The 15,616-nt window shown below is 35.2% G+C and carries 10 protein-coding genes; 3 read left to right on the plus strand and 7 right to left on the minus strand.

Going from position 1 to position 15,616, the window contains the following annotated elements; translation table 11 throughout:
* Nucleotides 1–38 precede the first annotated feature (38 nt).
* From ERX46_RS11205 to ERX46_RS11215, 3 genes are read right to left on the minus strand one after another with little or no spacing between them, the layout of a single operon-like run.
* Nucleotides 39–1,970: a tetratricopeptide repeat protein gene (locus ERX46_RS11205; RefSeq protein WP_130093959.1), complete on the minus strand. Its 1,932-nt coding sequence runs from the start codon at nt 1,968–1,970 to the stop codon at nt 39–41.
* Nucleotides 1,952–2,950, minus strand: coding sequence for a PorP/SprF family type IX secretion system membrane protein (locus ERX46_RS11210; RefSeq protein WP_130093960.1), 999 nt, complete (start codon nt 2,948–2,950; stop codon nt 1,952–1,954). Before ERX46_RS11210 ends, ERX46_RS11205 begins: the two co-directional genes overlap by 19 nt.
* Nucleotides 2,951–7,009: a DUF7948 domain-containing protein gene (locus tag ERX46_RS11215; protein ID WP_130093961.1), complete on the minus strand. Its 4,059-nt coding sequence runs from the start codon at nt 7,007–7,009 to the stop codon at nt 2,951–2,953. It lies immediately after the preceding gene.
* A gap of 354 nt (nt 7,010–7,363) precedes the next feature.
* Here ERX46_RS11215 and dnaK point away from each other — a divergent pair, with 354 nt between their 5' ends.
* On the plus strand, nt 7,364–9,274 hold the full coding sequence (dnaK, locus tag ERX46_RS11220) for a molecular chaperone DnaK (protein ID WP_130093962.1): 1,911 nt from the start codon (nt 7,364–7,366) through the stop codon (nt 9,272–9,274).
* A gap of 707 nt (nt 9,275–9,981) precedes the next feature.
* Here the strand turns inward: dnaK and ERX46_RS11225 are convergent.
* The 4 genes from ERX46_RS11225 to ERX46_RS11240 form a co-directional block, all read right to left on the minus strand.
* A complete protein-coding gene (locus tag ERX46_RS11225; protein ID WP_130093963.1) occupies nt 9,982–10,695 on the minus strand; it encodes a hypothetical protein in 714 nt (237 codons plus the stop codon).
* 164 nt (nt 10,696–10,859) lie between these two features.
* On the minus strand, nt 10,860–11,750 hold the full coding sequence (locus tag ERX46_RS11230) for a DUF4145 domain-containing protein (protein WP_242494569.1): 891 nt from the start codon (nt 11,748–11,750) through the stop codon (nt 10,860–10,862).
* 164 nt (nt 11,751–11,914) lie between these two features.
* Nucleotides 11,915–12,304 (minus strand): hypothetical protein, encoded by a 390-nt coding sequence (locus ERX46_RS11235; protein WP_130093964.1) that lies wholly within the window; start codon nt 12,302–12,304, stop codon nt 11,915–11,917.
* Between the two features lie 20 nt (nt 12,305–12,324).
* Nucleotides 12,325–12,558 (minus strand): Imm27 family immunity protein, encoded by a 234-nt coding sequence (locus tag ERX46_RS11240; protein WP_130093965.1) that lies wholly within the window; start codon nt 12,556–12,558, stop codon nt 12,325–12,327.
* A 643-nt stretch (nt 12,559–13,201) separates the two neighbouring features.
* Here ERX46_RS11240 and ERX46_RS11245 point away from each other — a divergent pair.
* Both ERX46_RS11245 and prfA read left to right on the plus strand, forming a co-directional pair.
* Nucleotides 13,202–14,368 carry an AIR synthase related protein gene (locus ERX46_RS11245; protein WP_130093966.1) on the plus strand — a complete coding sequence of 389 codons (1,167 nt, stop codon included), beginning with the start codon at nt 13,202–13,204 and terminating at the stop codon, nt 14,366–14,368.
* 8 nt (nt 14,369–14,376) lie between these two features.
* A complete protein-coding gene (gene prfA / locus ERX46_RS11250; RefSeq protein WP_130093967.1) occupies nt 14,377–15,453 on the plus strand; it encodes a peptide chain release factor 1 in 1,077 nt (358 codons plus the stop codon).
* The last annotated feature ends 163 nt before the right edge of the window (nt 15,454–15,616 follow it).

Genomic DNA, 15,616 nt, shown 5'->3' on the forward strand with positions numbered 1-15,616 from the left:
GTAAGGGCGATTTGCAAATCGCCCCTACAGAACCGCCCCTACAAATCTTTACGCAAATCCACACTTTGGATTTCAATTTTTCTTTCGCTTGCTGCTGCTCTGGAATACACCGAATTTTTCTTGTCGTTTGGGTTGTCACTAACAATTTTGTTGGCTTCGTCTTCTCCGAATGGGATTTGAACTATTCTTAATTCTCCTCCATTTTCTGATGTGTTATTTAAGTATTTCTTGAAAACACCATTATCAAAAGTGCTCAGATAATTTACCATCGAAGCAATTCTTCTTTTAGTCAAATTCACATTGTAATCGTTTTTTGCCAAGGGACTTGCGAAACCTTTGACGGTTAATTCAATTTTGCGACCGCGTTCTAATTCTGTAATCAGAAGTGAAATAAATTGGTTTAAATCATTTACTCCTTGCTTGACATATTCTAAAAAGAAATCTTCGATATCATCTTTTGCATCATCACTTTTCTCTCCTTTTAATCCAACTGAATACTTTTTCTTGTATTCGTCCATCATTGCGATATAATCATTATAACTATCTATATAATTGACATTGGAAACTGTGTCGGTTGATCTTGGATTTGGTACATCATTATGGAAGTAAAGCGTGACCGGCAATCTCCTGTTTAAATCTTCTAGCGTTTCTTCAATTGTTGGTGGAAAATCAATTAATGGTTTCCTAATGCTATAAATATCGCTGCAACATGTTGGATTTTTACTGTAATTACTTCCCAAACGATTAGAACTGAAAAATGCAGAATCATTTGAAGAAGTCTCAAAATAATACAAATCGTTGGCTGGCGAATTAATCGGTTCCATCATATTTTCTGGATCTCCGAATGAAGTATTGTAATGCGATTTAAAAACATCATAACCTCCAAAACCATCATGCCATGAGCTACTAAAATACAGTGTTTTCGTTTTACCGTCCCAAAAAGGCGATAATTCATTGTCAATAGAATTTAATGTTCTAATATTAATTGGTCGTTGAAATTGGTTTCCATCTTTTATAAAACTGTACCACAGGTCCATTCCTCCTCTACCTCCTTCTTGGTCAGAAACAAAAAACAATACTTCGCTTCCATCCCATTCGCCAATAAATGGCATTGTCGTATTTGAATTCTCAACATTTATTATGCTTCCTAAGGTGTCGATGTCAACGAATTTCTCTCCATCAACATAAGCCACAAGAATTTTGCATTTATAATTGTATCCATCATCTTTACAATAACTAAAGTAGAATCGATTTCCATCTAAGCTAAAAGTTCCATTTCCAGTATGCACATTTTCGTAGGCCAATTCATCAATGCGGTTTTCAGTTTCAAATTGTCCTTCCTTTATTACTGATGAATATAAATGTGTGCGATAAGATGGATCGTAAACTTCTTCGCTTGTGCTTATAGAATCTGCTCGAAGTGATGAGAAAATTAATTGATTCTTATGAATTCTATGTCCAAACTCAGCATTTGGCGTATTGATATGATCTGGCAAAGCCTCAAAAATATAATCTAATGAATCTCCTTGATTGGATTTTGCCCAAATACAAGATTGAATTTCCGCTCTACTTTTTTGATATAAGTATCCTCTTCTGTCATTCCTGTATTTCTTCTTTCCCAATTTAAAAAGCTCCAAAGCTTTATCATATTCTCCAGTTTGTTTGAGCATTAAACCATATTGTAATAAACTGGATGGATATAGCTCTGCTCCTTCTCTGCCATATACTTTTCCATAATAAAAAGCTGCTTTTGGATAATCTTTATATGCTCTTAATGTTTCGGCATATTCCCATAAAATATCAATTGTATTAGAATCAATTTTCATTGCTTTTTCATAATACTGCAAAGCATAGACATAATCTCCTTCTTGAAATTTTTCTTGGGCAAACTCAAGATATTTTTTCAACTCTTGCCCAAAAGAAGCTGTTGACAAAAACAGAAAGATGAATATTATATAAAATCTGGACATACTCTATGTTTTATAATCTCAGGTTTAAACCTATGAATAATATAGCGGAAACTGAATTCCAATCCTCCACGCGATCTGCTGGCAGGCGATAAATTTGAAGTATTGATGTCGTAAGAAATTCCAGCCCAGTAATTTTGATATTCCATTCCTGCGGAGATGTAAAAAGCATCGCTACTTCGCATATAAATTCCCGCCATGATTGATTTGTAGTTTCCTAATCTGTCTTCGAGAATATACCTTACTTGAGAACCTAAAATTAATTCGCGGTATTTTCCTTGTAAATTCAATTGTATACTTGGTAAAATATCCCAGTCAAATCCAACTTTATATTCTGCTTGCGTGAAGAAATTAAAACGCATATCTCTTTTAATTTTCTCTCCAAAAAAGCCTTGATTGGGTCTATTGATGTTGAATAATCCTAAACCTGCAATAATACGTTGTCGTTTGCCTTTCTGAAATTCATAAGCTGCTCCAACTCCCCATGTGAAATTCGTTTTTCTTTGAGATTGGAACACTTCATTGCTGGACAAAGATTCATCAAATTGTGAACCATTCCATTGGTTGTCAAAAGTGAAAGCAGAAGCGTCGAAAGAACGAAAGTTAATTCCAAATTGAATTCCTGGCCTCAAAAGATGGACTGAGTCTGATGTTAGTTTATAAGTATAAGAAACAGAGGGTTGAAATTCGATTGTACGAAAAGAACCATCTCCGGCTACATCATTGGTTAGAAAACCACCGACATTAAAATCTTTGTAGATTTGTTTTACTTCTCCCGATATTGAGAAAGTTTGAAAAGGAACTGTTACATTTCTCCATTGATCTCGGTAATTGGCATGAATCCGATAATCTCCATTGAAACGACCAACATTGGCAGGATTTTGAAACACCGGATTATGATCAAATTGTGAAAAGTGAATGTCCTGCGATTGAACAAAATTCGACCACAACAATAAAACAAATATGTATTTAATCGTTTTCAATTATCGAATCAATGTAATATTTCCTTTTATTAAGAACTCTTGATCATCAATACAGTGTCCTTCTAAATAATAATCATAAACATCTGGATCAAGTTTTTTTCCTTTAAAAGTCCCATCCCAACCCTCATGTAATGTCGTTGATTCATAAATTAATTCTCCCCAACGGTTATAAATTCTAAAAATGACATCACTAACAATCTGACTTCGGATATATAAAACGTCATTTTCCCCATCTCCGTTTGGAGTAAATGCATTGGGAACAAAAATGAATGGTTCATTACAGAGATAAGGAAAAGCTTTTACTGTAACAGATGATGTTTTTGTACAAATACCGTCTGAAATAGATACTGTGAATGTAGTTGTTTCAAAAAGGGTAGCATTGGTTTCTTGCGCAGTTGGGTTCGCAACATTTTCAGATGGCGACCATGAATAGGAGTATCCATCTGGTTTAGCCGACAAAGTTACATCCGTACCTGCTGGAATAATCGATTCTGATGCTGAAGCAAGGACACTAGATACGTCAATATCACTCACCAAAACAAGAATCGAATCGAATAAAACACAACCGTTATTGGCAACTGCGGTAACATAAACATATTGCGAAACATTCGGTTGAATAGTCACATCGCTTGTTCCATCGCCAGAAACGACAATAGAATCGGGCTGCCAATCGAAATCAACAAAAGTTACAGCGCTGTTATTACTTAAAGCAGAAATGACAGTTTCATCACCCAAACATAAATTGGTGTTTCCCTCAATCACTAAATTAGCGCTAGTGAAGTTTACAGAAACACTATCAATAACACTGCATCCGTTATTGGAAACAGTAACATAGTAATAACCATAAACCGGATCATTAATAGTCACTGATGAATCTGAAACAGTCAAATTTAATGTATCAGTAAAGTTAATATTCGTTGACCAAACAAAAGAAGTAGCTGTTCCGTTGGCGTCTGCAGTTAGTGTAATCGTATCTGGAACACACAAATTGATCTCAGGAATATTTTCTAAATCAATTTCAGGATAAACTTCAATGGTTATAAAAGCAGTATCAGAAATAAAACAAATTGAATCAGTAATTATAAGTATAACTTCATAAAACCCTGGATCTGTATAGGTAATTGTCGGATCTACTGTTGTTGAATCTAAATTGCCGCTTCCAAAATCCCATACAAAACTATAGGCGCCAGAGGAAGTGTTTTCGAAATTCACAATAAAGGGCGAACATCCAATGGAATTATCAGGTGTAATGTCGGCATCTAAAACGAGATTAATAACTTCTACACTGTCCATGACGCTGCAGCCACCATTCGAGGCCATGAAGTAATAGTAACCATCTGCAGGATTTACAATTGTTACAGTAGAGTCAGCTATAGATAAATTCAGGGTATCAGTAAAATTATTATTAGTTGACCAAACGAAAGATGTTGCAGTTCCATTGGCATCAGCCGTCATTGTTATAGATGTTGAATCACATACATTAATTTCAGGAATACTTTCTAAAATAACTTGAGGGAAAACTTCAATAGTAATATAAGCTGTATCAACAATTGAACAAATTGAATCCAGTACAGTGAGTATCACATTATAAACTCCAGGAGTTGAATAAATAACCGTGGGTTCAAAGGTTGTTGAATCTACATCTCCATTTCCAAAATCCCATAAATAGGAATCTGAATCGGATGAAAAGTTTTCGAAATTGACCTCAAAAGGCGCACATCCTGTCTCTGACGCTATTGAAAACTCGGCATTTGGAATAAGATTGAAATCAAATTTGAATGTTAAAGCATTGCAATTAGTAGATAAATTTTGATTTGACCAAGCTCCTGGTGTGGTTGGGAAATTACTAAATCCACCACATCCACCACAAACTCCTTGGTAAACGACACCATTTTTATCAAAGCGACTTGTTCCACCATCCACATGTTCTGGCGAAGAAGTACTGCCCAAATACGACCCATAAAGTAGACCATTAAAATCTTGTTCTACCACCATTAAGTAAAAATCAAATCCGCTGGGCGGCGTACTTTGAAATGCATTTTGAGTTACTGGCATTCCACTCATCGGACTAGCTTGCAGAATATTAGCTCCCCAACCTGAAACATACATATTTCCACAGATATCCACTAAAAAGGCAGATGGAGAAATATCAAATATTGGGTTTCCACTTCCAAAAACTGTTGACCCTTCAATAATTGATAAATCAGGATCGAATCTAGCGATAAACTGACTAGAATTTGGATTTGAATAAGCGGCATTAATAACTGGAAAAAGTCCTCCATTACTCTGACCTAAAACAAAAATATTATCTAATCGGTCTATTTCCACAAAAAATACCTGATCATAATTTAGCGTTCCAACATAAGTTGAATGTGTCAAAGTCAACCCGTCAGGTGATAATTTCCCAATAAATCCATCTGCTTCTCCTCCGGCATTTGTAGATTGGTATGCACCAGGAGTACTGTTTAAATCCAAGGAAGTTGTTCCACCTCCAAAGACAATATTGTAGCTTGAATCTATTTTCACAGAATAAATAGCATCTGCTTGTGATCCGCCATAATAACTAGAAAATAATAACGTAGAGAAATCATTTTTCAATTTAAAAATCACTCCATCTTGTTGTCCAGCTAAAGCAGGCTGAAAGGCATTTTGTGTTGGGAAATTCGCCGAACGTGAGCAGGATCCTATGATTATATTATTCAAAGAATCCAACATGATTTCACCACGAAATTGATCTCCATAATTTGTGGTTAAACTATCATAAGCGCCTGCAGAAGTATAATTCCCAGCACTAATCATATAATTTATTCCATCATTCTTATTTCCTCCAACATAAGTTGAACCTAATAAATTATGACCGTCTGTACTGAATTTAACAACATAAATATCTGTTCCGTCTATTCCGAAATTTGTTCCGTTTGATGTAATTGCAAAAGGAACTCCTCCCCCATGATTAGACTGAAAACCATTAACAATTGGAAAATCTAAAGAGGAAGTTGAGCCAAAAGCATACAAGTTATCGGCTGCATCGCAAATTAAGGAATGTGGAACATCTGTACCATTTGTATTGGTTCCTCCACCATAAAAAGTAGCCCACAACATTGTTGTTCCATCAGCAGAATACTTTACAACAAAAGCATCTGTAGTAACACCTCCAACATTTGTCACTGTCATATTTGAGGAAATGTCATACGCATTTGGATCTGGCATAGGATGAGAATTTCCGTAAATTGTTCCTCCAGTAAATGCAGAACCATCGTGCCCATAAGTTGCAGTCATTCCAAAATTATCTGAAAGCGCTCCGTTATATGTTGCAAAAACGAGTGTTGGATCGATCACCAAAGCGACTCTTTTATTGTATTCACCTAATTTAAAAGTCACTACATTGTCTATCAATTCGTATTCACATGAAATTTCAACAATATTTCCATTTACAATTTGATAAGCGTAAGGCTTTTCTTCGATGATATTTCCTAGTTCAGTCTTAATGATTAAGTTTCCACCTTTGTCAATTTTCAATTCATCTTGATAGGAATATTTTAATTTGATTTGATTTGTTTCGATTCCTGGCGCAACAATAAACTCATATTTAATTTGCTTTTCTTGTTCTATAAATCTTATGTCAATTCCTGCGTAGATTTCTTTTAGGGTAAACTCTTCAAAACCTCTAACATCAGAAGCCCATTTAGATTCATCATTTCCTAAGAAGTAATTGTAGTAATGCGCTGTTGCTCCTTTCTTTTCAACTTTTCGAATTTCAAGCGCATCCACAAATTCTAATTCAATTAACTTCTCTTTAAAAGTAATATCTTCTTTAATTTCCTTTTTAGAAAAATGTGCTTCTTGTAGTTTTGAATAATCTTGTAATTGAAATAAGATTCTTCCTTGTTCCACCCACATATTTCCTCCTTCAACTTTATTCTTGAAGAAAACATGATCTCCCCATTGTCCTTTATTCTCAATGAAAGCATGATGAACGGAATGAGCATGGGTTATTTCTTGCGTATTTCCAGTAAATACGAGGAGAAAGATGTACAGTAATAGTGAAAATCGATACATAAAGTTAAAGGTAAGTAATTCTATATAATCTTTGCATGAAAACGTCAATTACTGTTCTGCACATTTTATAATTGGATTCATCCTGACTTTAATAGGCGGAAATCCTGATAATTATAACCTCAGCTAATCTTGACTTTGACGTATTCTTATCAATGAATCAGGATATTGCGTTTTCATTCAGTCACTAAACATACTACAATATTGACAGTTTTAGGACAAGATGTCAGTCATTAGACGCACGAAAGAATGAAAAGATGTCAAAATGAATGAATATTTGCGTATTTATTCAGTGGCACAAGAATTGAGAATAGGGAGGAGAGTTAAAATTTAAAAATAGAATAAACAAAAATTGATATGGGAAAAATAATTGGAATTGACTTAGGTACTACCAACTCTTGTGTTTCAGTGATGGAAGGTAACGAGCCAGTAGTAATTACAAACGCAGAAGGAAAGCGTACAACACCTTCAATCGTTGCATTTGTAGAAGGAGGAGAACGTAAAGTTGGAGATCCAGCTAAACGTCAAGCCATTACAAATCCAACAAAGACTATTTCGTCTATTAAAAGATACATGGGTGTAACTTATGATGAAGTTAATAACGAAGACGGAAGAATGTCTTACGAAGTAGTTAGAGGAGACAACAACACACCACGTGTTAAAATAGATGACCGTACATATACACCACAAGAAATTTCTGCAATGATTCTTCAAAAAATGAAGAAAACTGCTGAAGATTACTTAGGTCAAGAAGTTACAGAAGCAGTTGTTACTGTTCCTGCATACTTTAATGACTCTCAACGTCAAGCGACGAAAGAGGCTGGTGAGATTGCTGGTTTAACAATCAAAAGAATTATCAACGAGCCAACAGCAGCAGCTTTAGCTTATGGATTAGATAAAAAGAACGTAGACCAAAAAGTTGCAGTATTTGACTTTGGTGGAGGTACTTTTGACATGTCTATCTTAGAATTAGGAGACGGTGTTTTCGAAGTATTGTCTACAGATGGTGATACACAATTAGGAGGTGACGATGTTGATGAGAGAATCATCAAATGGTTGGCTGACGAATTTAAAAGCGACGAAGGAATTGACTTGAGAAAAGACCCAATGGCACTTCAACGTTTGAAAGAAGCAGCTGAGAAAGCGAAAATTGAACTTTCTTCTTCTACAACAACGGAAATCAACTTGCCATACATTATGCCAGTTGACGGAATTCCTAAGCACTTAGTTAGAACTTTACCAAGAGCTAAATTTGAGCAATTGATCGCTGATATCGTTGAAAGAACTATCGTTCCTTGTCGTAAGGCATTAAAAAGCGCTGGTTTAACAGTTGATGATATTGACGAAGTAATCTTAGTTGGTGGATCTACACGTATCCCGATGATTCAGGCTGCAGTGAAGAACTTATTCAAGAAAGATCCATCAAAAGGAGTTAATCCTGATGAAGTTGTTGCAATTGGAGCAGCTATTCAAGGTGGTGTTTTAACTGGAGAGGTGAAAGACGTATTGTTATTAGACGTTATTCCACTTTCTTTAGGAATTGAAACAATGGGTGGTGTTTTAACGAAATTAATCGAAGCAAACACAACTATTCCAACGAAGAAATCACAAGTATTCTCTACAGCGGCAGACAATCAGCCATCAGTAGATATTCACGTACTTCAAGGTGAGCGTTCAATGGCAACGGATAACAAGACTTTAGGTCGTTTCCAGTTGACTGACATTCCACCAGCAAGAAGAGGTGAACCACAAATTGAGGTGATCTTTGATATCGATGCAAACGGAATTATGAACATTTCTGCAAAAGATAAAGGAACTGGAAAAGAGCAATCAATTAAAATTGAAGCATCTTCAGGATTGAGCGAAGAAGAAATCGCAAAGATGAAAAGCGAAGCGCAAGCTAACGAAGCATCTGACAAGAAGAAATTAGAAGAAGTTGAAGCTATTAATAAAGCTGATTCTCAAATCTTCCAAACTGAACGTCAATTGACTGAATATGGAGACAAAATTCCAGCAGACAAGAAAAAACCAATTGAAGATGCTTTAGCTGCATTAAAAACAGCATACGAAGCAAAAGATATTGAAAAAATCAATTATGCGTCTGAAAAACTAAACACTGTATTCCAAGCAGCATCTGAAGAGATGTACAAGCAAGGTGGTGAAGAAGGAGCAGCAGACCAAGGAGCAGCAGGTGCAGAAAACGCAGCTGGTGACGACGAGGTAACTGATGTTGACTTCGAAGAAGTTGAAGAAGAAGATAAAAAATAAGGTTAAATTCTTATAGGGTTAATGGAGGTCGTTCGAGAGAGCGGCCTCTTTTTTTTTGGGGTTCACCTGCGGTGGAAGGGTGACGCAGAGATACGCGGAGGAGCAGAGATTCGCAGAGGTTTTTGGGTGGGGTATTTAGGGGAGGAAGAAAGAGAGAGGAGGCACCGTTGGCGCTTATTTTTACACGGAGAAAAAGGGAGGGTTTTCACGGAGATGCACGGAGGTTTGGTTTGGTTGCGGTGAATTGAGGAATGAAGAAGAGAAAAAGAAATCACTTTGGAATAGAGAGATGCAGAGATTTGTAATTCTTAATATGAAAACATAGGAATACATCCTATGGTAACGTACACCACCACGCTGTGGTTCAAAAGTAAGAAGGTTCACAGAAGTTATACAGAAAACAAAGAGGTTGCTAGGTAAATAAAGAATGCGGAAATTCGGAAAGATTTTCCTACCTCTGAAGATGACGGGATGGACAAAGGGCGCTTATTTCCTTTTTAAAATATTACTTCTATTTTTTATTAATCCTTTTTGAGGTAGATCTGAATTTTTATTTAGATTACAGCTAACGGTGCTAATAAGAAACGTTGGCCATTTTGAAGCGCATACCTATTAAGTTAACGTGTCATTTATTAAATACTATGTTGTTAAAAACAATGTTCTATGCCTTACATTTTTTAATGCGTGTTGGGCAACATTATTTCTTATCATATAATATACAGTGTTAACTTTAGGCCAAAATTTAGACTGTTTATTTTTATTTGTTGTTCACTTTTCAAATTATTCCCGGAAGAATTTATAAACGGATATTTATTAAGTTTGAAATGGTAGCCAGCGTACATACCCAAAGTCCAATACTTTATGGGTATTTTTAAATAGCGGCCATTAATTTTAATAGCGGCATTTAAGCCAATAAATCCTGTCAATTGGTTAAATCGAATATCAAGGTCTCTGTTAACCAAATATTCTTCAATTGATACGTCTTCATCCTTTTCACTGTTAATCAGCTTATACCGGTTCATTTTCAATGAAAATACAGGCATTACTATTACTCTTTTTCGGTCAATTAACTTATAACCCAAATCAAGCCGTAACACATTTGAGTTAAAAGATAGATTCAAAGAATCATACTCGTTATTTTTTACACTTCCATTGCCATAATTCAACCCTACTTGATACTTTTTATAAGTTGCTGCCAATCCCCAATTATGTGTTAAAGTTAATTCATTCATTAAGTTAGTGTTATGCTCACCTAATACATTTGAAAACTGACTAAAATCATTTATAAAATGGTCAGAAAAATACGTGAAGGATAATCCCCAATTACCCCTAACAGAATCCTCATTTTCAGTCGGATTTATTTCCTGAGTAGAGCTGTCTTCTTGTGAAAAGACTGGATTTGCAATAAAAATTCCTATCACTATTAAAATCGTATACCTCATATATTGCCCATCGGTTGGGCCTTTGCTGCGGCCTGTTTGTTAAATGTTTTATCGAAGATACAAACTTTTAGATCTACATTAATGTAAAAATGGAAGGTTTTTAAAGGCTGACCGGCTAAGGCTGTGTTATGCGCTTTTATTTTTTACCAGTCAAATGCAAATTCTGGTCCTTTTACAATTTTGTATATCGTTTCGTCAGGTTCTTTTGCAATCGAGATATATTCGATTTTCCCAACATTTATTTCCTTCTTTAACTCATCTTCCAATTTTTTGTAATCTTTTTTAGGAATAAGGCGGATGGACTTTCCAAGAATATCTTTCATTGTATATTCTTTTCCAATCATATCTTTTTCAATTTTATTTTGAATAAGCTTAATATATTCATCATATTTATCAACTATGGTATCCATTTTTCCTTTTAGCTTTTTATCATTTATAAATAAATTCGCTAACAAATGATTAATAATATCAAGTAAAATATATAAATGGTCTTTCTTAGGTTTTTCAATTTCATGTAAGGCATCATTGCCAAGAAATCTTATAGAATGTAAACGTTTCGATTCGCTTAATGTCAAATGACCCTTATTATGCAATAAGTCAATCCTATCTGCAAGGTTACCCTTTTTAATTTTTAAATGATTACAAATAGCTTCAATTATTGCTCTTAATCCCCCTGCTGTCAATATGTATGAATCTGCCTTAAATGCAGAAATTGTTTCACCATAAATTAGTCTGATTGATTCTGGAATGAAATGCTGATAGTCAAGTTCCTCAGACTTATTAAGGTAAGAAGGATAAATTGTGCTGTCAAAGTAATAGTCTGGCTCTCCATTTTCATTATGTTCAATCATTTCTGTATCACCATAAATTTCAAGAAAAGAGATTGTCTCGCAACCAAGGCACTGAATGATTGAGAAATTCCTCATCCATTGAAAATAACCCTCATAATCTCCACCTCTTGTTTTTTCTTGATGAATCTCCTTGTGATTTCTTATTCCTTTACAATTTCTACAAAAAAACTTATCTTTCATCATAATTACTTGATTTCACTTGTTTGCTTGGCATGCAACCTTAATTTGCGCATAACGTTTTGCAGCTATAAAATCGCTGCAATCCTTAAAAATAAGCAATAATTTGAAAGGAGCGTGATTGAGCTGAGGATGATTTATCATTCGAAGCGCAATCGTTGCATTGTTTTTTAGGTGTTGTTATGCAACGTCATCGCTATTTCGGGGTCGTCTGTGCTTAAAATTGATATACAATCATTTTCGCTCATAATTAAAAACTCTCGAATTTCACTGTCTTGTTTAGAGACGATACAATTGCCATTTACATATTCGGAATCTTGCCATCCTCCTTCTGTAATTTCGACTAACCATTTTCCTGACAAATCTTTCTTCCCCCAGTAACTAGTCAAGTCTCCCTCATCTAAACATCTAAATCCTGCGACATTCTTGAAGCGAATTTCAAATATCTGATTAGGGTTTGCAACATAATTAATAAATACTTCACTTAAATTATAATACATCCCGATGATCTCAGGATGATTATATTCTTTAATTATTGTTTTTAATTCTTTAACTCTCATAATCGAATAAACAGTATTTTCTATTCATTAATTAAAGTCAGTTTCGGGGGACCTCCACCTTGTAAATGACTCTGGGGATATGTTAATTTCCATATCTCGTTATTTTTTCCTTCTAACTTTTGCGTCCAGCCATCTTCACTAGATTCTATGACTTTTAGATCATTCTGAAGCATTTCTGCAATTAATTTACAGTTAGAGTCTGCCTTAAGAGCCCCATTAATTTCAATCCATTTCCCATCAATTTCCATTATCATTTAACTTATAAATTGAAAAGCAATTGTTCTATCCGACTTGTAGCCTTACGATGTTGCACAACTTATTTATACATCCAAATAAACCGTACATTATCTCTTTAAATGAATAACATTGTACAGTTTTATTGTTTAATACCCCATAAATCTAAACAATTATTCCTAACCTAAACCCTATCAATCAAACTTTTAATCAATTCAAATAAAAATTCCCTATCCTCCAATTTCAACGCTAATCCCCAACCGGCCCTGACAAAAACGAAAATCCTGTCACAGATGAAAACCCAGCTGTATGCACCAGAAGAGCGACCTTGGAAGCTCCTTTTGGGGCATTTTACAGCGTGGCTTTTCAGCAAGACAGATTGGAGGTGGAGACAGAAAAGGACGCAAAATTAATTACGAATTACGAATGTTATAATTACGAATTCAAAAATAAATAATTTAGCATCTCCTTAAACTCTATGAACTTTCCAATTAATGTGACGTTATGCTTACCCCTCTCTTTTTCTTCTTTCCTTCTCCGCGTATCTCCGCTCCTCTGCGAAACTTTGCGTCACCCTTTTATTTTTACCCGATACTCTTAAAAAACCTTCCCCCCTCTCTTAAATTTTAATTATCTTTGCACTTTCATAATTGTAAAAGAATCATGGCAGATAATCGTTATAATCAAAGAGGTGTTTCCGCGGGGAAAGAGGATGTTCATAATGCAATTGCAAATATTGACAAGGGACTTTTTCCTCAGGCATTTTGTAAAATCGTTCCGGATTTATTGACTGGAAGTGAGGATCACTGTATTGTGATGCATGCTGATGGTGCGGGAACGAAGTCTGCTTTGGCTTATATGTACTGGAAAGAAACAGGTGATATCTCTGTTTGGAAAGGTATTGCGCAAGATGCTTTGATTATGAATGTTGACGATTTATTGTGTGTTGGAGCGACAGACAATATTCTGGTTTCTTCTACAATCGGTCGCAACAAAAACTTAATTACTGGAGAAGTTCTTTCTGCATTAATTAATGGTTCTGAAGAATTATTGGCTGATTTACGTGAAATGGGAATTGGAATTGACTCAACTGGTGGTGAAACTGCTGATGTTGGGGATTTGGTGCGTACAATTATTGTTGATTCAACTGTGGTTTGTAGAATGAAACGTGAAGATGTTATTTCCAATCACAATATTCAACCTGGAGATGTAATTGTTGGACTTTCATCGTCTGGACAAGCGACTTACGAGAAGGAATACAATGGTGGAATGGGTTCAAATGGATTGACATCTGCTCGTCATGATGTTTTCCATAAATACTTGGCTGAGAAATATCCAGAGAGTTTTGACCCAAGTGTTCCTGAAGATTTAGTGTATAGTGGAAATTATAAATTAACAGATGATGTTGAAGGAAGTCCGATTAACGCTGGAAAACTAGTACTTTCTCCAACACGAACTTACGCTCCAATTATTAAGAAAATTTTAGATCACCACCGTTCTGACATTCATGGAATGGTTCATTGCAGTGGTGGTGCACAAACCAAAGTATTACACTTTGTAAATAATTTACATATTGTTAAAGATAACCTCTTCCCTATTCCACCGTTGTTTAGAGCGATTCATGAAGAATCTGGAACAGACTGGAAAGAGATGTATAAGGTTTTCAATATGGGACACCGAATGGAACTTTACGTACCTAAAGAAATTGCACAAGACATTATTAAGATTTCAGAATCATTTAATGTGGATGCACAAATTGTTGGTCGCGTAAAAGAAAGTGATACAAAAAAACTTACGATTACATCGGAATTCGGTACTTTTGAATATTAATCACATTTATGGATAATACATTATTAAGCAAATTAGAAGCTATTCATTACCGCTTTAAGGAAGTTGGTCAATTGATTGTTGACCCTGACATTATTTCGGACATGACTCGCTACGTCAAGTTGAATAAAGAGTACAAAGATTTAGAGGAACTAGATAGAGTTTACGAAGAATATAAAAACGTCTTAGAAAACATCGCATCTTCACGTGCTTTACTTGCAGAGGAAAAAGACCCTGAAATGCGAGAAATGGCGAAGATGGAATTGGATGATTTAGAGCATCAACGTCCAGAAATGGAAGAAGATATTAAATTCATGTTGATTCCTAAAGATCCTGAAGACGACAAAAACGTAATTATTGAATTGCGTTCTGGAACTGGTGGAGACGAAGCTTGTATTTTCGTTGAAGATATTTACAGAATGTACACAATGTACTTCAAGGAAAAAGGTTGGAAAGTTGAAATCATCAACTCAAACCAAGGAACTACTGGATACAAAGAAGTTTCAATGAACGTTGAAGGAGAAGGTGTTTATGGAGGAATGAAATTTGAATCTGGTGTACACCGTGTTCAAAGAGTTCCAGAAACAGAATCTCAAGGACGTGTTCACACTTCAGCAATTACAGTTGCGGTTTTACCTGAAGCCGAAGAGGTTGATGTAGAATTAAATATGGGTGATGTTCGCCGTGATACTTTCCGTGCTTCTGGAGCTGGTGGTCAGCACGTAAACAAAACGGATTCTGCAATTCGATTGACACACGCACCTTCTGGAATTGTGGTTGAATGTCAAGATGGACGTTCACAGCACAAAAACTACGACAAGGCACTTTCTGTTTTACGTTCAAGATTATACCAAGTTGAATTGGATAAAATCATGAGCGAAAGAGCTGAAAAACGTAAATCTTTGGTTTCATCTGGAGATAGATCGGCAAAAATTAGAACATACAATTATCCACAAGGAAGAATTACAGATCACAGAATCAATAAAACGATGTATAATCTTTCGTCATTTATGAATGGAGATATTCAAGAAATGATTGATGCTTTGAAAATGGCTGAGAATGCTGAGAAGTTGAAAGGAGAGAGTTAATTATTAATGGTTAATGGTTAACGCTTAGACAATTACGAATTTTTAATTGTTAATTACGAATTTTGGTTGACTCGGAGTTAATTGATAAATTCTGGATTATGGATTGAGAAATTTAATTTTTTGGAAATAAATTTTATAAAATGCGTTACGCAAATTGCGTAAC

Source organism: Brumimicrobium glaciale (assembly GCF_004152935.1).
Classification (GTDB): Bacteria; Bacteroidota; Bacteroidia; order Flavobacteriales_D; family Crocinitomicaceae; genus Brumimicrobium; species Brumimicrobium glaciale.

What these genes read in the sequence shown, in the direction of transcription:
- ERX46_RS11205 (WP_130093959.1), bottom strand. Translation starts at nt 1,970, where the DNA reads ATGTCCAGATTTTATATAATATTCATCTTTCTGTTTTTGTCAACAGCT.
- ERX46_RS11215 (WP_130093961.1), bottom strand. Translation starts at nt 7,009, where the DNA reads ATGTATCGATTTTCACTATTACTGTACATCTTTCTCCTCGTATTTACT.
- dnaK (WP_130093962.1), top strand. Translation starts at nt 7,364, where the DNA reads ATGGGAAAAATAATTGGAATTGACTTAGGTACTACCAACTCTTGTGTT.
- ERX46_RS11230 (WP_242494569.1), bottom strand. Translation starts at nt 11,750, where the DNA reads ATGATGAAAGATAAGTTTTTTTGTAGAAATTGTAAAGGAATAAGAAAT.
- ERX46_RS11235 (WP_130093964.1), bottom strand. Translation starts at nt 12,304, where the DNA reads ATGAGAGTTAAAGAATTAAAAACAATAATTAAAGAATATAATCATCCT.
- ERX46_RS11240 (WP_130093965.1), bottom strand. Translation starts at nt 12,558, where the DNA reads ATGATAATGGAAATTGATGGGAAATGGATTGAAATTAATGGGGCTCTT.
- ERX46_RS11245 (WP_130093966.1), top strand. Translation starts at nt 13,202, where the DNA reads ATGGCAGATAATCGTTATAATCAAAGAGGTGTTTCCGCGGGGAAAGAG.
- prfA (WP_130093967.1), top strand. Translation starts at nt 14,377, where the DNA reads ATGGATAATACATTATTAAGCAAATTAGAAGCTATTCATTACCGCTTT.